Annotated in this window: 16 protein-coding genes; all 16 read left to right on the forward strand. The window is 50.6% G+C overall.

Translation table 11 applies throughout. The features are described from left to right. The first annotated feature begins 8 nt into the window (after positions 1 to 8). Complete coding sequence (locus MKY48_RS00255) at positions 9 to 359, forward strand: septum formation initiator family protein (RefSeq protein WP_098741227.1); 351 nt, start codon at positions 9 to 11, stop codon at positions 357 to 359. Positions 360 to 473: 114 nt separating this feature from the next. Next, entirely contained in the window at positions 474 to 962 is a 489-nt protein-coding gene (locus tag MKY48_RS00260; protein ID WP_009591896.1) for a S1 domain-containing RNA-binding protein, read from the forward strand. Positions 963 to 1307: 345 nt separating this feature from the next. Beyond that, complete coding sequence (spoIIE, locus tag MKY48_RS00265) at positions 1308 to 3818, forward strand: stage II sporulation protein E (RefSeq protein ID WP_339269213.1); 2511 nt, start codon at positions 1308 to 1310, stop codon at positions 3816 to 3818. 167 nt (positions 3819 to 3985) lie between these two features. Then, the gene (locus MKY48_RS00270; protein WP_076326532.1) at positions 3986 to 4726 is read left to right on the forward strand and encodes a vWA domain-containing protein; all 741 of its coding nucleotides are present in this window, start codon (positions 3986 to 3988) and stop codon (positions 4724 to 4726) included. Next, a complete protein-coding gene (locus MKY48_RS00275; protein WP_339269215.1) occupies positions 4710 to 5630 on the forward strand; it encodes a serine/threonine protein kinase in 921 nt (306 codons plus the stop codon). The genes MKY48_RS00270 and MKY48_RS00275 overlap by 17 nt, the downstream gene beginning before the upstream one ends. 48 nt (positions 5631 to 5678) lie before the next feature. Further along, positions 5679 to 7109 (forward strand): tRNA lysidine(34) synthetase TilS, encoded by a 1431-nt coding sequence (gene tilS / locus MKY48_RS00280; RefSeq protein ID WP_339269217.1) that lies wholly within the window; start codon positions 5679 to 5681, stop codon positions 7107 to 7109. A 68-nt stretch (positions 7110 to 7177) separates the two neighbouring features. Beyond that, a complete protein-coding gene (hpt, locus tag MKY48_RS00285; RefSeq protein WP_076326696.1) occupies positions 7178 to 7717 on the forward strand; it encodes a hypoxanthine phosphoribosyltransferase in 540 nt (179 codons plus the stop codon). 99 nt (positions 7718 to 7816) lie between these two features. Then, positions 7817 to 9892 carry an ATP-dependent zinc metalloprotease FtsH gene (gene ftsH / locus MKY48_RS00290; RefSeq protein ID WP_076326695.1) on the forward strand — a complete coding sequence of 692 codons (2076 nt, stop codon included), beginning with the start codon at positions 7817 to 7819 and terminating at the stop codon, positions 9890 to 9892. Positions 9893 to 10121: 229 nt separating this feature from the next. Continuing rightward, a complete protein-coding gene (gene nadA / locus MKY48_RS00295; RefSeq protein ID WP_098741232.1) occupies positions 10122 to 11060 on the forward strand; it encodes a quinolinate synthase NadA in 939 nt (312 codons plus the stop codon). A gap of 38 nt (positions 11061 to 11098) precedes the next feature. Then, positions 11099 to 12715: an L-aspartate oxidase gene (gene nadB, locus MKY48_RS00300; RefSeq protein ID WP_339269221.1), complete on the forward strand. Its 1617-nt coding sequence runs from the start codon at positions 11099 to 11101 to the stop codon at positions 12713 to 12715. Continuing rightward, entirely contained in the window at positions 12705 to 13580 is an 876-nt protein-coding gene (nadC, locus tag MKY48_RS00305; protein WP_339269223.1) for a carboxylating nicotinate-nucleotide diphosphorylase, read from the forward strand. The genes nadB and nadC overlap by 11 nt, the downstream gene beginning before the upstream one ends. Beyond that, on the forward strand, positions 13577 to 14341 hold the full coding sequence (locus MKY48_RS00310) for a type III pantothenate kinase (RefSeq protein ID WP_339269225.1): 765 nt from the start codon (positions 13577 to 13579) through the stop codon (positions 14339 to 14341). Before nadC ends, MKY48_RS00310 begins: the two co-directional genes overlap by 4 nt. 57 nt (positions 14342 to 14398) lie before the next feature. Further along, positions 14399 to 15283: an Hsp33 family molecular chaperone HslO gene (gene hslO, locus MKY48_RS00315; RefSeq protein WP_339269227.1), complete on the forward strand. Its 885-nt coding sequence runs from the start codon at positions 14399 to 14401 to the stop codon at positions 15281 to 15283. Positions 15284 to 15303: 20 nt separating this feature from the next. Then, on the forward strand, positions 15304 to 16239 hold the full coding sequence (locus tag MKY48_RS00320) for a peptidyl-prolyl cis-trans isomerase (RefSeq protein WP_339273342.1): 936 nt from the start codon (positions 15304 to 15306) through the stop codon (positions 16237 to 16239). Between the two features lie 427 nt (positions 16240 to 16666). Further along, positions 16667 to 17602 (forward strand): cysteine synthase A, encoded by a 936-nt coding sequence (gene cysK / locus MKY48_RS00325; RefSeq protein WP_339269229.1) that lies wholly within the window; start codon positions 16667 to 16669, stop codon positions 17600 to 17602. 271 nt (positions 17603 to 17873) lie between these two features. Continuing rightward, entirely contained in the window at positions 17874 to 19538 is a 1665-nt protein-coding gene (locus tag MKY48_RS00330; RefSeq protein WP_339269231.1) for an anthranilate synthase component I family protein, read from the forward strand.

Raw genomic sequence — 19538 nt, forward strand, 5'->3', positions numbered from 1 at the left:
GTATGGTCATGGGAAGATTTGCTGATCCATCGAAGCAGGCTCCCCAACAAACCAAGACAAAGAACAAAGGCGCACGCCGGCGTAAAAGAATGTTTGTGGCGATGATGGCGCTGTTTTTGATCTGGGCAGGTTCAACGCTCTGGTCCCAGAATGACCGCATCCGTAATCAGAACGAAGCGCTAGCTCAAAAGCAAGAGGATTATAAGTCCGTTGAACAGTCGCTAATCCAGATTACTCATGAAGTGGAGCGATTGAAGGACCCTGAATATATCGGGCAGATTGCCCGCAAGAAGTTTGGACTGTATCTGCCAAATGAGACGCCGATCATTCAGCCCCAAAATTCGGGCGAAGAGCCGTAATTAGGCATGACAGACGTCTGTTGACCTTGTTTAGGTCATTATCGTATAATCAAATCACCGCAGCGCGATTTATAAATCGGACTGTATATTTTTAAGGGAGGATCATTTTATTCTATGGCAATTGAAGTGGGCACCAAGTTAGAGGGCAAGGTGACAGGCATAACGCATTTTGGAGCATTTGTGGATCTGTCAGGAGGTGTCACGGGTCTCGTTCACATCTCGGAGATCGCCGACAACTACGTTAAGGATGTCAACGATCATTTGAAGATCAACGATGTCGTTACCGTGAAGGTGATTAATGTCGACAAGGACGGCAAGATCGGTCTTTCGATCAAGCAGGCCGTCGACAAGCCGGCTTCCGAAAGTCGTCCACCCCGCGCACCGAGACCGGAACGCAGTGGAGGCGGCGGAGAACGATTCGGAGGTGGCGGTGGTGGAGGATTCAACCGTGAACGCGGTGGACGCCCGTTTAAGCCTGCGGCCAACAAGCCTTCATTTGAGGATAAAATGTCACGCTTCCTGAAAGACAGTGAAGAACGAATCTCTTCGCTTAAGAAGAATACGGAAGGCAAACGCGGTGGACGCGGAGCCAAACGTATGTAATTCGATAAAATATAAACTGACCGCAGAGGGAAACCGCCTTCTGCGGTTTTTTTGTCGTTGTATCCAAGGGTACGACAGGTTCCTACGCAATTTACGGCGCTTCCGTGTGGAATGAACACGGGATGTCTGCCTCAATTCGGGAAATGATCTGCAAGAATGCTCCAGGTTTGAGTCGTGTAAACACCGCTGGGCGTGGGGGATGAAGGCTCTTTTCCCGAACGTTCGCAAGGCCCGTTGATTTTGTCGGAAATTTCTTTGGGGCTTGTCCGGTGTTCTGACAAACTTTCCTGAACAGGGGTTTTATAATGGGACCAACAAATTCGTGAAGAATGGGGTGCCAGCGTAATGGATAAAAGAAATCTGGTGATGTTTCCGGGTACTGAGGCAGTTAAAGGGGGAGCGGGTTCCATTCGTGCCCGTGTAACAGAACGGTTAGGGCAGCTGCCTTTTCTACAGCGTCCCATCCACTTCCTGGCCGCTAAGAAGTGGATGATCCTGCTAACCTTCATGGGTTTTCTGCTCGGACGAGCGATGATTCTGGGAGAGCTGTCTCCATTTGCAATCGCTTATTTTGCAGTCATTGCCTTTATGCGCCGTGATTATTTGCTGCCGGTAGGCGCCGCTATCGTTGCAGGAAGTTTATTTGCGTCCTTTCCGGTGGCATGGATGGTACCGGCAGAAATCTTGATCTTTTACTTTATGATGCGGGGATTGGAGACCTATGATCGGGCAGAATTGTCGTATGCACCGTTGATGGTATTTGTCTCCACCTTCTTCGTGAATCTGTTCAGTGTTCTCATCGGACCGAGCATTACCTGGTATTCCATGATGATGCTCACCTTGAATGCCGTGCTCAGCTTTGTCCTGACATTGGTCTTTATTCAAGCGATTCCCGTGCTGACGCTTCGTAAAAAAACGCATGCTCTTCGAAATGAAGAAATTCTATGTATTATCATTTTGCTGGCGTCGGTCATGACAGGTGCCGTTGGCTGGACGATCCAATCTCTGTCGGTAGAGCATGTCTTATCCCGATACTTAATTCTGCTGTTTGCCCTAGTCGGGGGAGCTCCGCTAGGCGCCTCGGTTGGCGTAGTAACGGGCCTCATCCTCAGTCTTGCCAACATTTCGGCATTCTCCCAGATGAGTTTGCTCGCCTTTTCCGGGATGCTCGCAGGTATGCTAAAGGAAGGGAAGAAAGGCGGTGTTTCGCTGGGAATGCTGCTGGGGGCAACTATTCTCTCCATCTATTTCAGCAATCCTGGAGAAGTGATGATCTCCACTTGGGAAACCTGCGTGGCTATCGTGTTATTCCTCATTACGCCCAAGAGTGTGATGCAGGCTATAGGCAAATATGTGCCTGGCACGCAGGATCATACCCGTTCACAGCATGAATACGCCAAGCGGGTCCGGGATCTTACAGCGGACCGTGTGACCCAATTTTCCCGGGTGTTCCGGCAGCTCTCGCAAAGCTTCGGACAGACGTCCGGGGTTATACAGCCTCCGGGCAAACAAACGGAGGAGATGAATCATTTCATGAATGCCGTGGCGGAGGGAAGCTGTGCCACATGCTTTAAACGGAATCAGTGCTGGGATATGAAGTTTTACCAGACTTATAAATATATGACCGATATGATGACCTCGATCGAGGAGAATCCTGAGATGGAAGCAGACGATCTGCCGCCGGAATGGAGCCGGATCTGTGCCAAGAAGGAGGAGGTGCTTGGCATCCTCAAGCAGCAGTATCATCTTTACCAACATGATATGCAGTGGAAACGCCAAATATACGATAGCCGTCATCTGGTAGCGGAACAATTATCCGGGGTTTCGCAGGTCATGGAAGACTTGGCCCGAGAGATTAAGCGGGAAAGCCAGACCATGCACATTCAAGAAGAACAGATTCGGGAAGCGCTTCAGCAGCTGGGCTTATCGGTTCAAGGCATCGATATCATCAGTTTGGATTCCGGGCAGGTCGAGATTGAGATCATTCATGCATACACCCGGGGTTATGACGAATGCAGGAAGATTATCGGACCGCTGCTGTCCGACATTCTTGGGGAGCATATCGCCGTAATGGAAGAGACCTTGACCCATCCAAGAGATGGATTGGCCACCGTGCGATTCGGCTCAGCGAAAACATATGAAATTATGACGGGCGTAGCCGCAGCGGCTAAGGGAGGGGATATTTTATCAGGTGACAGCTTCAGTACGGTCGAGCTGGGCAACGGGACGTTTGCGGTAGCGCTTAGTGATGGTATGGGCAACGGGGAAAGGGCACGGCTCGAGAGCAGCTCGGCTCTGAATATATTAGAACAGCTGCTTCAATCCGGGATGGATGAGAAGCTGGCAATCAAATCGGTCAACTCGATTCTAATGCTGCGTTCGCCGGATGAAATCTATGCTACGGTCGATATGGCCCTAATCGATCAATATACGGCTCAGACCACCTTTATGAAGATCGGTTCGACGCCAAGCTTTATCAAACGAGGCAATGATGTCATACCGGTCTCGGCCAGCAATCTTCCGATTGGGATCATTCAGGATATCGAAGTGGACCTAGTCTCATTACAGCTGCAGGCCGGTGATGTTCTCATTATGATGACGGATGGCATATATGATGCGCCGGGTTATGCGGTAAACAAGGAGTTATGGATGAAACGAATGATTCAGGAAGTGAACAGTGAGGATCCGCAGGAAATTGCCGATTGTTTGTTGGAGAAGGTGATTCGTTACCAGCAGAATCAAATTCATGATGATATGACGGTGGTGGTCGGGCGTGTGGATCACTTTCATCCGGAATGGTCGAATGTGCATGTTCCGGGCTTTGCCCGAATGGAGCGGCCGCGAACGGTTAGCTGATGCGTTAGATAAATCAAGCGATTACCCGGGAAATGGAGGCCCCCGGAGATGGTAAATCTTTTTACGTCTATTCTTCCTATATATCGTTTGAACTCTCTTGAATGTGGAAATGATAGAGATAGAAGTCAAATCGATAGGAATGGATGAGACGGAGGCGATCATTTATTATGAAGCAAATTCTACTGATTACGGACGGGTGCTCTAACGTTGGGGCCAGTCCAGTTCTGGCCGCAGCCCATGCGCTCCAGGATGGTATTGTTGTGAATGTGGTGGGGGTTCTTGATTACGGGACGATCGGTGAGCTAGGGGGATTGGAAATTCAGGAGATAGCCAAAGCGGGAGGAGGCATACACCGGATCGTAGGCACACCGCAGCTGGCGCAGACGATACAGATGATGACTCGGAAAACGGTGGTTCAGACGATCCAACAAGCGGTAAATAAGGAGATACAGCATATTCTGGGGGGCGGGTCGCTGGAGGAGCTTCCGCCGGACAAGCGTTCGCAGGTCGTGGAAGTGGTGGATGAGCTGGCTGAGACATCATCACTGCAGGTCGCGCTGTTAATCGATGCAAGTGCAAGTATGAAACCCAAGCTGGCTGCCGTTGAGGAAGCGATACGTGATTTGATGCTGAGTTTGAAAGCGCGCGCAGGCTCAAGCGAATTGTCCGTATTCCATTTTCCTGGAAAACACAGCGGCGAGGATATCGTGATGGACGTGAATTGGACCTCAGATCTTGACGGCGCCCGGGGAATGTTCAGCCGCTTGCAGATGAGAGGGGCGACGCCGACTGGACCTGCCTTGTTAAAGGTGATTGAATTTTACCGATATGGTACACTAGAAGGTAATCAATCATGGCAGGGTCATTCCAGCCAAGAGGAAGGGATGCTCGGTGACTACGTTGTCTAACCCGGGTTATCCGCCAGGAACCGTAATTAAAGGCAAGTGGCGGAACAGCCGGTACATCGTGGAACGTATGCTCGGCAAAGGGGCTAACGGCAAGGTGTATCTGGTTCACCGGGCAGGAGTACGCGGGCGTTATGCTTTGAAAGTAGGGTATGACGCTCTGGATCTTCAATCCGAAATTAATGTGCTGAATGCGTTAAAAGAACAGATGCCGGACCCGTATCTCGTGGAGGCGGACGATCATCATGACGGCAGTGGCGAAGTGTCCTTCTATGTTATGCGTTACATTGAGGGGAGTCCGCTGCATCATTTTATTCGCAAACGCGGTGCCGACTGGATCGGATTGATCGGACTGAAGCTGCTCGAGAAGCTGTCCGTGCTGCATGCATCCGGTTATGCATTCGGTGATTTGAAGCCGGATAATGTGATGGTTTCGGCATACGGAAGAGTGGAACTGATCGATTACGGAGGCGTCAGCCCTTTCGGACGCAGCGTAAAGCAGTTTACGGAATGGTATGATCGGGGATACTGGAATGCCGGAAGCCGGACTGGCGACGTAACCTATGATTTGTTCTCGTTTGCCGTGATGTGTATCGGCCTGCTGGATGAGAAATCATTACGGGAGGCGTCTTGTCAGCTTCCCCAGACCCGTAGTGTTGCAGATCTGCAGCTGGTGCTGCGAAGAAACCTTGTGTTCAAACCATACGCTGTTTGGCTGAACAAGGCTTTATCGGGGGATTTCGTGGATTCACGGGAAGCGTTGAACGAGTGGAGAAAACGAATATACGAAGGTTCGGGGAGGAACGTGCGTCCTAATCCAGGACGAACTCCGCGTTGGCTGAAGAACGCGTTTGGTTTATCGTTAGTCATCATGGCCCTTGCTGTTTATTTTTTCTTCCGCTCATGAAGCTGAATTGTTACCTTGTTACTGGGAGTTCATAAAGGGGACCTGGAAGTGAAACAGGATTATTTACGGACATTCGTCCAACATGTCGAGCGTACAGCCGCAGAGTTTGATCTGTGGTCAGAAGGCGATAGCATCGTGGTCGCTGTTTCCGGCGGGCCTGATTCCGTTGCGCTCCTGCACGTGCTGCATGAAATTTCTTTGCACCGGACACCGCTCCGATTGATCTGCGCCCATGTGCATCATGGGTTTCGGAAAGAGTCGGACCAAGAGGCGGAGATGGTGCGTGAACTGGCGGAGCGGCTCGGACTTCCATTTGAAACGGCGTTCATCGATATTCCTGCTTATATGGAAGAGAGCGGTAAGGGTGGGCAGGAGGCTGCAAGAGAGAAGCGTTATGAATTTTTGCTGCAAACGGCTCATAAATACAACGCGCGCTCCGTGGCACTGGCTCATCATGCTGACGATCAAGCCGAGACGGTGCTCATGAGGCTTCTGCGCGGGAGCGGCGTGTCCGGACTTGCCGGAATAAAATTTAAGCGCACGGAAAAAAAAGTGGAACTTATCCGCCCGTTCCTTCGTATGTACAAGGCGGATATCGTGGAGTTGTCCCGCGTATGCGGATTCCAGTATGCGGTGGATCACAGCAATCTACAGACGAAGTACCGCCGTAATGCGATTCGCCTGGAAGTATTGCCTTTTCTGGAACGATATAATGGGCAGTTCTCCTCCTCACTCAATCAGCTGGCCGAAATAGTCCAGCAGGAGGATGATTTTGTGGAGCTTGAAGCTGCGAAGCAATTTCGGAGTATGGTACAGGAGAACGATGGGAGGCTCGCTTTCGACGCGCCTTCCTTTTTGGGCTTACATGTCGCTTTACAACGGCGTTTGATTAAACTAATATTAAATTACCTGCCCTCAGACCAGGAAAACACCGATTTTGTCAAGATTGAAACGGTGCGCCATGGCATTCTTAACGATCAGCGAAGCAACTGGCGTCTGGATCTGGGTGACGGCATTACCTGTGTTCGTGAGTATGGAGTGATCCAGTTTTGGCCTAAGCCTCCGAATGAACAGGGACAGTACATATACATTCTTGATTCTCCTGATGTTTCGCAGCAGTATGTTAAGGAAATCGGAAAAATGCTGAAATTGTCGTCAATGACAGGAAGCGAAAGCCGGAACGGCTCCAGACCATCAGCCTTTGTGGCGGATTTTGATGCGGATGAGCTGAGGTTTCCCTTAACCTTGCGTAACAGACAGCCGGGGGACAAGATGAAGATCATGGGATTAAACGGAAGCAAAAAGGTGAAAGATATTCTCATTGATGAGAAAATCCCACCGTCTGTCCGTGCCCGGATTCCTATTCTTTGTGACGGTTCCGGCAGCATCGTGTGGATTCCAGGTGTACGACGTTCCGTTCACGCCGCTTGCGGGCGGCACACATCACGAGTTCTCCGGATGGAGCTATCGGATGCTTAAGGCAAGTGTAAAACGAAGAATGGCCCGTTTCACGCTTTCATAGTATAAACGTAGGAGGTCCACTTAAGTTGCAGAATGACATTCAGGAAATACTCATCAGTGAAGAAGAGATTCACGCAAAGATTAAGGAACTTGGTTCCAAACTCAGCGCCGAATATGTGGGACGCAATCCACTCGTTATTTGCGTTCTTAAAGGTGCATTTATTTTTATGGCCGACTTGGTTAAATCCATAACAGTACCTCTTGAGTTGGATTTCATGGCTGTATCCAGTTATGGGGCATCAACCAAATCCTCCGGCGTGGTGAAGATCATTAAAGATCTGGACGCATCCGTTGAAGGCAGGGATGTGCTGATTGTGGAGGATATTATCGACAGCGGTCTTACGCTGAGCCATTTGATTGAGCTTTTGAAGAGCCGCAAGGCAAACTCGGTGCGCGTTGTCACGCTGTTTGACAAGCCGGCACGCCGTACGGTGGATTTGCAGGCCGATTACACCGGATTCGTGCTGCCGGATGCTTTTGTTGTCGGATACGGGCTCGATTATGCCGAGCATTACCGGAACCTCCCCTACATCGGGATTTTGAAGCCGGAAATCTACAGCAGTTAAACCGCGGCAATGGGCTGCTATCACAGTTCAGGGCCCTTTGTTGAGATGGCCAGACAGGCTGTGGTAAAATATCTTATGTGTCTTGAGAGGAGGTAGGGGATGAGTCGGTTCATCCGGAATTCTGGTTTTTATTTGATTCTATTTTTAGTCGTGGTGGGCATAGTACAATTCGTTACTAATGGCGGCGAGCAAGCCGATGCCCCTAGTTATAATCAACTGCGGCAGGAAGTCAAAGCTAACAACATAGAGGAAATGACGGTACAATTTGACGGTTACGCTTATCTGGTGACCGGTAAGTATAGGGAGATTTCCGAAGAGAAAAAATCGGAGAATTTCTCAACCTATATTCCTGCCACGGATGCAGCGATGCAAGAGCTGACTGCAGCCAGTGATAGCAACAACGTCAAACTGTCCGTGCAGCCAATGGAAGGCCAAAGCATTTGGCTGACATTGCTTTCATCCTTTATTCCGCTCATCATTATGTTTGTTCTGTTCTTCTTCCTGTTCAATCAGGCCCAAGGCGGCGGCGGCAAAGTGATGAACTTTGGTAAGAGCAAAGCCCGCTTATATAATGAAGAGAAGAAACGGATTACATTTGAGGATGTAGCCGGAGCAGATGAAGAGAAGCAGGAACTTGTTGAAGTTGTTGACTTCTTGAAAGATCCGCGCAAGTTTAACACGGTTGGCGCTCGCATTCCGAAGGGCGTTCTGCTTGTCGGTCCTCCGGGAACAGGTAAGACGCTCCTGGCTCGTGCCGTTGCTGGTGAAGCAGGAGTGCCATTCTTTAGTATTTCCGGTTCCGACTTTGTTGAGATGTTTGTCGGTGTCGGTGCTTCTCGTGTACGTGACTTGTTCGAAAACGCGAAGAAGAATGCACCATGTATCATCTTTATTGATGAGATTGATGCTGTGGGTCGTCAGCGTGGCGCCGGACTTGGCGGCGGTCATGACGAGCGTGAGCAGACACTCAACCAGTTGCTGGTTGAAATGGACGGTTTCGGAGCGAACGAAGGCATTATCATCGTTGCTGCGACCAACCGCCCGGACATTTTGGACCCGGCGCTTCTTCGTCCGGGACGTTTTGACCGTCAGATTACCGTAGATCGCCCGGATGTGAAGGGCCGTGAAGCCGTACTGAAGGTTCATGCACGCAACAAACCATTGACGAAGGATGTTAAACTTGACATCATCGCCAAACGTACAACCGGTTTTACAGGTGCCGATCTGGAGAATCTCCTGAACGAGGCTGCCTTGCTTGCGGCTCGCCGCAACCGTAAAGATATCTCCATGCGAGAAGTGGATGAGGCGATTGACCGTGTTATCGTCGGTACGGAGAAACGCAGCCGCGTGATCAGTGATCGCGAGAAACGTATCGTAGCTTACCATGAAGCAGGTCACACCATTGTGGGTTACTTCCTCGAGCATGCGGATACGGTGCACAAGGTAACGATTATTCCTCGTGGCCGTGCCGGTGGATATGTCATCATGATGCCGAAGGAAGATCGGATGCTCGTGACGAAGCAGGAATTGCTGGATCGCGTAACCGGTTTGCTCGGCGGCCGTGTTGCTGAGGAACTGTTCATCGGTGAAATCGGAACCGGAGCATATAGTGACTTCCAACAAGCGACGGGCATTATCCGCAGCATGGTTGTGGAATACGGTATGAGTGAGAAGCTCGGACCGATGCAGTTCGGTACATCCCAAGGACAAGTGTTCCTTGGACGTGATATCGGACATGAGCAGAACTATAGTGATCGAATCGCTTATGAGATCGATCAGGAAATGCAGCGATTTATTAATGATTGCTATGAGAAATGTAAAGAGATCCTGAATAAGCATGCAAAAGAGGTTCACCTGATTGCGAACACGCTCCTCGAGATGGAAACGCTGGAGCTTGAGCAAATCAAGAATCTCATTGAGACCGGATCAGCTGAAGGCAACGGCAGTGGCGACGGTGAAGGAGAAGGTTCTACCGAGAATGGTGAACCGATCATCGACAACATTGGCGACGTGAAAGTTCGTATCCAAGGGAAAGAAGACGGCGAGCAGCCGACTTCCACGGAAGAAATTCCGAACAACCCGATGGATTCGAATGATCCAGGGCCGGAGCGAAAAGATTCCGAGCGCAAGGATCCTCCAGGCGGATCGGACAACGGTAACAGCAGCTTAACGTAATATTCGCTGATAAAACATCGAATACCGAATAAAATTGAAGAACCGGAGAACGATAATTCGTTTTCCGGTTCTTTTTGTGCTTTCTATCACATTGACAGGGGGCAGAACGAACGTGTACATTAGTTGTTAAATAAGGATGCGCATCCTTTCACAAAGGTGGAAACCATCCTGAAAGTCACATGGTCATCAGCGGCGAACCGCCGGACTACATAAAGGGAGAGGGTCGATCATGGAAGCTTTGGCACTGGAGCGTAAAGCAGAACAGAACCGTGAACTGCGTGAGCGGTTAATGCAATTGAAGAAGGAACGTAATGCAATCATTTTGGCTCATTATTATCAACGGGACGAAATACAAGAGGTCGCTGATTTCCGGGGGGATTCCTTCCTGCTCGCGCAGAAGGCAGCACAAACCGATGCTGAGGTCATCGTATTTTGCGGTGTGCATTTTATGGGCGAGAGCGCTAAAATTCTGGCACCGGGCAAGACGGTTCTTATACCGGATGAGCGGGCTGGCTGCCCTATGGCGGATATGGTGAACGTGGACGGACTTCGGAAGCTGAAAGCGCAGCATCCGAATGCGAAAGTGGTCACATACATCAATTCATCGGCTGAGATCAAAGCCGAAACGGATATCTGCTGTACGTCATCCAATGCCGTTAAAGTGATTCAGTCGGTGGATTCGGATGAAATTATATGGGTGCCTGATAAAAACCTGGGACATTATGTTCAGCAGCATACCGACAAGAAGCTTATTATCTGGGAAGGGTATTGCAACACGCATGACATGCTGACGGTTAAGGATGTTGTCGAGATGAAGGCCAAATATCCTCATGCGGAATTTGTGGTGCACCCGGAATGCCGTCCTGAGGTTGTTGCGATGGGCGATTTTGTAGGGAGTACCACCGCTATTCTGGAATATTGCAAAAATTCATCTGCCAAGGAGTTTATTGTAGGCACAGAGGATGGAACCGGATATCAGCTTCGATTGGATAGCCCGGATAAATCGTTCCACTTCGCTACGAAGTTCCTGGTGTGTCCGAATATGAAAGTGAATAACCTCAAAAAGCTGGTTAAAGCGTTGGAAACGATGAAGCCGCAAATTTATGTGCCGCCGGTCGTTGCAGAGAAAGCCAGAACTTCATTAGAGCGCATGTTACAAGTTAAGTAGCATGCGCTACTCTTTCGTGAAAAGACAGGTGAGGCATCGTGATACCGCAGTATTTAATTGATTTTGAGCTGAACGATCTTCCGGTCATTGAGACGGATGTCATCGTGATCGGTTCAGGCATTGCGGGTTTATATACGGCGATCATGGCAAGCGCGACTCAGAATGTGCTATTGATTACGAAGAAATCGCTGCTTGAAAGCAACACGCGTTATGCACAGGGAGGGATTGCAGCCGTAACAGCAGAGGATGACTCTCCGGCCTACCACCGGCAGGACACCCTCCTGGCAGGGGCGGGCCTATGTTCTTCTACCGCGGTGGATGTGCTTGTCAACGAGGGCCCGGTCGGTGTTCAAGAGCTGATTCGGCTCGGTACGATGTTTGATGTGGAGAATGGCGAGCTCGCACTCACCCAAGAAGGCGCGCACAGTCATCGCCGGATCCTTCATGCCAACGGGGATGCAACCGGATATGAAATCGTGCGTGCCCTTTCCATTCAGGTTGAAATGCTTCACAATGTAGAGGTGTGGGACGATCATTTTGTCATTGACCTGATTACCGAGCAGGAAGAGTGTCATGGCGTTTTAGTACAGATGCCAGACGGCAAACGGGTATTCGTACGTGGACGGGCGACGGTGATGTGTTCCGGCGGCGCCGGTCAATTGTACCGGTATACGACCAATCCGGAGGTTGCCACAGCGGATGGCGTTGCCATGGCTTATCGGGCAGGCGCAGAAATTCGGGATATGGAATTTATACAGTTCCACCCGACGGCGCTTAGTTATCCGGGGGCGCCCCGATTCCTTATATCAGAGGCGGTTCGGGGTGAAGGTGCCGTTCTTCGGAATATACGAGGGGAACGGTTCATGCCCAAATACCATGAATTGCTGGAGCTGGCGCCACGGGATATTGTAGCACGGGCCATTGTCAGTGAGATGGAAGCAACGGGGTCTACCTTTGTTTATCTGGATATCACCCATGAGTCGCCGGAGATGGTCAAACATCGATTCCCAACGATTTATGAAACCTGCATGCAATATGGACTCGATTTATCGTCAGATTGGATTCCGGTCTCCCCGGCTGCGCATTATATGATGGGGGGCATCAAAACCAATCTGCATGGCGAGAGCAGCGTGAAGCGTTTATTTGCTTGCGGGGAGGTATCGTCTACCGGTGTTCACGGGGCGAACCGTTTGGCCAGCAATTCGCTGTCGGAGGCGATTGTGTACGGCAGTCGTATTGTCGAGCGCATTAAGAGTCTGCCGGAACCCTCAGGAGATCCACTTCATGTATCATTCCATCTCGGTCGCAAGGACACCCCGTCCCAGGCAATGGTGGAAAAGCGCTTGAAGCTTCAGAAGGTGATGGTACGTTATGCAGGACTTCGGAGAAATCGGGATACTCTATTAAGAGCAGCAGAAGAGCTCGGCCGTCAGCTGCCATTGTTCCATTCGATGCTTTCCAAGCGTGAGGAATACGAGTTTGCCAACATGCTCACAGCATCCTTACTTGTGGTGCAGGGTGCGCTGGGTCGTGAAGAAAGCCGGGGAGCCCACTACCGTGAGGATTTCCCGGAGCGGAATGACAGCGTATGGCAGAAACATATTGTCCATACACGGGATCAAGAAATGACGGAGGAATTAAGCGATGATGTTTAACGGATACAACGATGGCCTTCTCCAGAGTATACGGACTTGGCTGCAGGAGGATATTGGGTCGGGGGACATTACGACTCTTACCACCATTGAGCCGGGTCATGAATCCAAGGGCGTTATCCATGCCAAGGAGGCTGGAATCGTGGCAGGGATGCCGGTAGCAGAGCTGGTATTCGAAACGGTTGATCCGTCGCTGACGTTTACGGCATTGGTTCGGGATGGGGACGAGGTTGAAAAAGGAACGGTTCTCGCTGAGGTGGAAGGAAGCACTCATCGTATTTTGACAGGCGAGCGTCTCGCTTTGAATTTGCTTCAGCGTATGTCGGGTATTGCAACAAGAACACGTTCTTTTGTAGATGTACTTGAGGGATTGCCGACAAGATTGGTGGATACCCGCAAAACGACACCAGGCCACCGAATGCTCGAGAAGTATGCTGTTCGGGTTGGCGGCGGCGCGAACCATCGTTTCGGTCTGTACGATGCCGTTATGATTAAGGATAATCACATTAAGGGTGCAGGAGGAATCGCGCAAGCGGTCAGCCGGGCAAGAGCCCATATTCCACATACCATGACGATAGAAGTTGAAACCGAGAGCTTGGCGCAGGTGGAGGAAGCACTGGCTGCAGGCGCAGATATTATTATGCTGGATAACATGAGTCATGACATGATGGCGGAGTCTGTTCGAAGAATCAAGGCCAAGGTGCCTCATGTGCGGGTCGAAGCATCGGGGAACGTGACGCTGGAGACCGTACGCGGGATTGCCGAGACCGGGGTCGACGTGATATCCGTTGGTCGGCTGACTTATTCTTTCCATAGTCTCGATATCAGTCTGGATCTGAATGCGAAGAAAGGAGGGACAGAAGGTTGATTCTAGTTGTGGATGTAGGGAATACCAATATTGTACTGGGTGTGTATCAGGGGAAGAAGCTGCTGCATGATTTTCGAATCAGTACATCGCGTCAGTCCACCGTGGATGAATACGGTGTACTGATTCACAATTTGTTTCAAATGTCCAATATATTGGTAAGCCAAATAGAAGGCGTAATTGTTTCTTCCGTAGTTCCTCCTCTTGTACGTGTGGTCGAGGAGATGTGCAATAAATATATTGGCAAGGCGCCCCTGATTGTAGGACCGGGGATCAAAACAGGACTGAATCTGCGGTATGAGAATCCGCGCGAGGTTGGCGCTGACCGGATCGTGAATGCAGTAGCAGCCGTCGAGCAGTACGGGGGGCCGCTGATTGTGGTGGATTTCGGTACGGCGACGACGTTTGATTGCATTGATAAGGCAGGCAATTATCTTGGCGGAGTGATTGTGCCTGGTATTGGCATTGCTACTGAGGCTCTGGTACAGCGTGCTTCCAAGCTTCCTCGCGTAGAGCTCGAAAAGCCGAAAAAAGTAATTGGGCGCAATACCGTACATGCCATGCAGGCAGGCATCGTTTTTGGTTATGCGGGACAGGTTGATGGCCTGGTCAAGCGTATAAAAGCCGAGATGGGTACGGACAATGTTAAGGTTATCGCTACCGGGGGAATGGCCGAGCTGATTGCCAGCGAAACGGAGTCCATTGAAGAGATTTCTCCCCTTCTGACATTAGAAGGCTTGCGTATTATTTATGAGCGTAACTAGAACCGCTATAAAACCGTTAGATATTACAAACAACTAGAAAGACAAGGAGGCCTCAAGATGGGTAATCAAAAAGACCGTTTGCTGCGGGGAACAGCATTAAACGGGAAAGTACGGACATTTGCCGTTCGGACAACCGATTTGGTTGAAGAGCTTCGCCAAAGACATGATACGTTTCCTGTCGTCACAGCCGCTTTGGGCCGCACCGTGTCAGCAGCAGCGATGATGGGAGCTATGCTAAAAGGAGACGAGCGTCTTAGCATTCAAGTGCGAGGCGACGGACCGATCGGTTTGATTGCGGCGGAGAGTAATGCCAACGGCGAGGTCCGCGGATATGTCAAAAATCCGCATGTGGAGCTGACGAATATCCGTCCGGGTAAGATGGATGTTGCCGCTGCTGTAGGAACCACCGGCCATATTGATGTGATCAAGGATTTCGGGTTGAAGGAGCCTTACCGTGGCAGCGTACCGATTATTTCGGGCGAGCTCGCTGAAGACTTCACATACTATTTTGCCGTATCCGAACAGACCAACTCGGCGGTAAGCCTGGGTGTGCTGGTTTCACCGGATTATTCCGTGTCGAATGCGGGCGGCTTCATCATTCAGCTTCTCCCCGGCGTTACCGAGGATGAGATTACGGAGCTTGAGCTTGCGCTGAGCAAGATTCCACCGATCACCGAGATGCTGGAAGAAGGACTGGAACTGGAAGACATCCTGAAACGAGTAGTTCCGGATGTGACCATTTTGGAGGAAATGGACGTGTACTTCAGCTGTGACTGCTCGCATGAGCGAGTGGAGCGCGCTTTGATCAGCTTGGGGCAGGAAGAGCTTGAGCAGATGATCGAAGAGGATGGCAAGGCCGAAGTTTCTTGTCATTTTTGCAATGAAAAATATACGTTCGATAGAGAACAGCTAAAATCCGTGCTAGAGCGGGCCAAATCTTAACGTTGGGATGAGCGACCGTGATGACGAGACAAGAGAAGGGATTGTGGGCGACCGTCATTGTCTTGACAGCATGCGTATTGGGTATGGGGGGCTGGATGCTGTTTTCCGGGAATTTATCGCAAGAGGCTTCACCATCTTGGAAAGATGGCTCCCAACCAGTTGCATCCATCCAGGACAGGGCGATTACCGAAGACGAGTGGGTTGACGAGCTAAAGAAGCGTTATGGCCGCGAAATGCTGATGACCATGCTGAATCGGCACGCCGTGGCTCTGGAGGCCAAAGCGAAGGATATTGATGTTATGCCGGCGGAAGTCGATGCAGAAATCGAAGTCATGAGCCACAGCTACGGTTCTAAGGAACGTTTCTTATCGGAAATGGAAGATCAGCTTGGCATTACGGAGAGTGAACTAAAGACAGAGATGATGTATCGGCTGCTGCTTGAGAAAATTGCGACTTCCGACGTACACATCGAAGAGCAGCAGATCGATTCGTATCTGGAACAGTACCCTGACCAATTTCGCCCCAAGAAGCAGTTGAATTTATCCATGATCGAGGTCGCTTCGGAAAATGAGGCAGAACGGGTCATGGATCGGCTGGAGAATGGAGAAGCTTTTGCGGATCTCGCGGCTCAGGTATCTCTCGATGAGTATACTCGCGAAGACGGCGGGCAGATCGGCTTGGTCGAGGAGGATGATCCCTTCTTGCCGCCGGCACTGCTGGATGCAGCTTCAACGCTTGAGCCCTGGGATATTGCGGGACCGATCTCACTCACAGACACCTATGCCATTGTTTATGTGAAGGAAATTATCGAGCCTAAGGCCCCGAGCGAGGAAAGTGTCCGCGAGGCGGTTCGTAAGCAGCTGGCCCTAGAGCAGTCGGTGTCTTTATCCGAACTGGAGCGTCAGCTTCGCGAGAAATACGAGGCCCGGATTAGCGCTGGTACGGTCACGTTGTAAATAGAAGAAGAACATGGAGAAAGCTCGCTGTGGCGGAGTAAGATGTGGCTGCAGGAGCTTTTTTTGCGTTGAAGGTTGCAAAAGGTTTTATTCACTGAGGAATGGTGGCTTTCTGAGCGTGCATGGCTAGAGACGAATTCGTGTTTCCTCGTCCGGGAGGCGGAGGAAAATCCACCTAGAAATGTTGATTTTCGAGATGTGGGATATTGACAATGACACGTAACGTTGTTAAGATGAAGGTATAAAAACCTACCTTTTTACTCGGATATCAGCAACCTCAATAATCAAGAATTAGAGTCTATATGCTGGCTCTGCTTTTCTTTCAACATCCAGACACCACAAATTTAATGATTCGACATTAGAATGTATAACACCATTATGGATTTACTAGTTTATTCAGATTCATATTTAGAGGAGGGCTTCATTCATGGCAAAAGTCGTAAACAATGTGACAGAATTAATCGGTGGAACTCCACTCGTCCGTTTGAACCGGATCGTACCGGAGGATAGCGCAGAGGTTTATCTGAAGCTGGAATACCAGAACCCGGGTGCAAGCGTTAAAGACCGGATCGCGATCAGCATTGTGGAAGAAGCGGAGAAGGACGGGCGTTTGAAGCCGGGCGATACCATTATTGAAGCAACAAGCGGTAATACCGGTATTGGTCTAGCTATGGTGGCAGCTGCCAAAGGCTACAAAGCGGTTATCGTTATGCCTGAAACCATGAGCTTGGAGCGCCGCAACCTGCTGCGTGCCTATGGCGCGGAACTGGTACTGACACCGGGGTCGGAAGGAATGAACGGTGCGGTTAAGAAGGCGGAAGAAATTCTGAAGGAAAATGCCGGATTCTTTATGGCCGATCAATTCAATAACCAAGCCAACGTGAAAATCCACCGTGAAACAACAGGTCCGGAAATCGTTGAAGCGATCCAATCCATCGGCGGTTCCTTGGATGCGTTCGTGGCAGGTATTGGAACAGGCGGAACGATTACAGGGGCGGGCGAAGTGCTGAAAGAGCAATTCCCTGATATTAAGATCATTGCAGTTGAGCCTGCTGCATCGCCAATCCTTGCCGGAGGCAAACCAGGTCCTCACAAAATCCAGGGCATTGGCGCAAACTTCATTCCTGAAATTTTGAACCAAGAAGTCTACGATGAAATCGTTCATGTCGAGAATGATGATGCCTTTGAAACCTCCCGCCGTGTGGCGAAGGAAGAAGGCGTTCTTGGCGGCATTTCTTCCGGTGCGGCTGTATATGCGGCATTGAAGGTTGCCAAAGAGCTTGGTAAAGGCAAGCGGGTGGTAGCCGTGATCCCAAGTAATGGAGAACGTTACCTGAGCACGCCGCTCTATAACTTCGAGTAACGAGTAAGATGATATTGTAATATGCGCGCATGGTCTCACCTCATCTGGGTGAGATAATGCGTGACAAGGAAGGGGTCCTCAATGTGTTTTTATAGCATTGAGGGCTTTTTGCGTATACTAGTCCCAAAGATAACGCTTTATTGGAATCCACGGGATGACCGCTTCAAAAAATTATTGTTGGACGAGCTTCTATTTAGGGTTTTCAAGAGAAGCGGGATACAGTATACTGACAGGCAACAGTAAGGCTTTTGATGACTAAGGGAGGATCGGCATGGAGAGAAGAGTGGAGCTGGCCCAGTGGCAGGCATGGGCTAAAGAGGGCTGGTCCGTCGTTCCCTATCTGGTTCAATATAAAGGAGCAACAAGAGGGTTACCCCTGTCATGGAGACATGCATGGAAAGCGGCATCGCCGTATGCCTTTGTGCTGGAGAGCGGTAAGGGCGGACGCTATACGTATCTTGGATTGCGGCCAGTGTCCATTCTGCAGGGGAAGGGAAGCTATGGAGAGATCATAGAGCTGTCGGGGGATTCGCGAACGCAGGTAACGGGAAAGCCACTGCATCTGTTAGAGCAGTGGATGAAAGAATGGCGGGCTCCCCGTGTTCCGGGCTGGCCGGACTTTCGCGGAGGCTGCGCCGGTTTTCTAAGCTACGATGTAATCCGATCGATTGAGCAGCTCCCCAAGATGGCCAAAGATGAGCCGGGGTTCCTGGATTATATGTGGATGCGCATGGAAGAGATCTGGATCTATGATCATACAGATGACAGCATCTACTGTTCGGTACATGTCCCTCTGCCTTGGGCATTCGGGACCGGGGAAGTTTCGGAGGAAAAGGCGGCATCCGGTGCTTCTGTTGATGCATCCAGAGGTTCGGTGCTTTCAACCGATCAAGAGAAGCTATTGCAGGAGTTATATGATCGGGCTGTCGTAAGGGCTGAATCGATGCTGTTCCAATGGAATCAAATGTTCGGAACAGTCGTAGGGAACGGCTCGGAGTCCGAAGATGAGCACGTACGGCAGGAACGATGGAAGAAAGCGCAAGAGCTGTCCGGGCCGAATGTCGAGATTTGGGATCGGCTGGAGATTGATTTTACGCAGGAAGCGTTCGAGCAGGCGGTACGCTCGATTCAAGAATATATTCGGCAGGGTGATGTATTTCAGGTCAATTTGTCTCTGCGCCGTCATTTGCAACTGCATGCGGACCCCGCGGATATTTATGAGTGGCTGCGTATCCTGAATCCGTCGCCGTATATGGGGTATTTATCCTCGCCGGGCTTCAGCTTGGCTAGCGGCTCACCGGAATTGCTGGTGAAGCTGGATGGCGATGTCGTATCTGCACGACCGATTGCGGGAACTCGGCGCCGGGGAAGCAATCCGGAAGAGGATGCGGCAATGGAAGCGGAACTGCTTGGCAGCGAGAAAGAACGGGCGGAGCATATTATGCTGGTCGATTTGGAGCGCAATGACATTGGCCGCATTGCCGCATACGGATCCGTGCATGTTCCGGAGCTGATGACTGTCGAGAGGTACTCTCACGTGATGCATCTGGTGTCGCAAGTAGAAGGTCGGATTGCAGAGGGCAACCATGCACATGATGTCATTGCGGCAGCGTTCCCCGGCGGCACCATTACAGGCGCACCCAAAATCCGGACCATGGAGATCATCGAAGAGCTGGAGCCCGTGACGCGGGGGCCCTATACCGGCTCCATGGGCTGGATCGATTATAATGGTGATATGGAGCTCAACATTATTATTCGGACCCTCGCCGTAAAGGATGGGGTCGGCTATATTCAGACGGGTGCGGGGATTGTCATTGACTCCGATCCGTACCGGGAATACAGGGAGTGTCATAACAAGGCAAAGGCTTTGATTGCTGCACTGATATGCAGTGAAGAAGAAGCGGCAGTGTTGTCCGCGAATATAGGGGGGAACTAA

The organism is Paenibacillus sp. FSL W8-0187 (genome assembly GCF_037969755.1).
Classification (GTDB): domain Bacteria; phylum Bacillota; class Bacilli; order Paenibacillales; family Paenibacillaceae; genus Paenibacillus_AQ.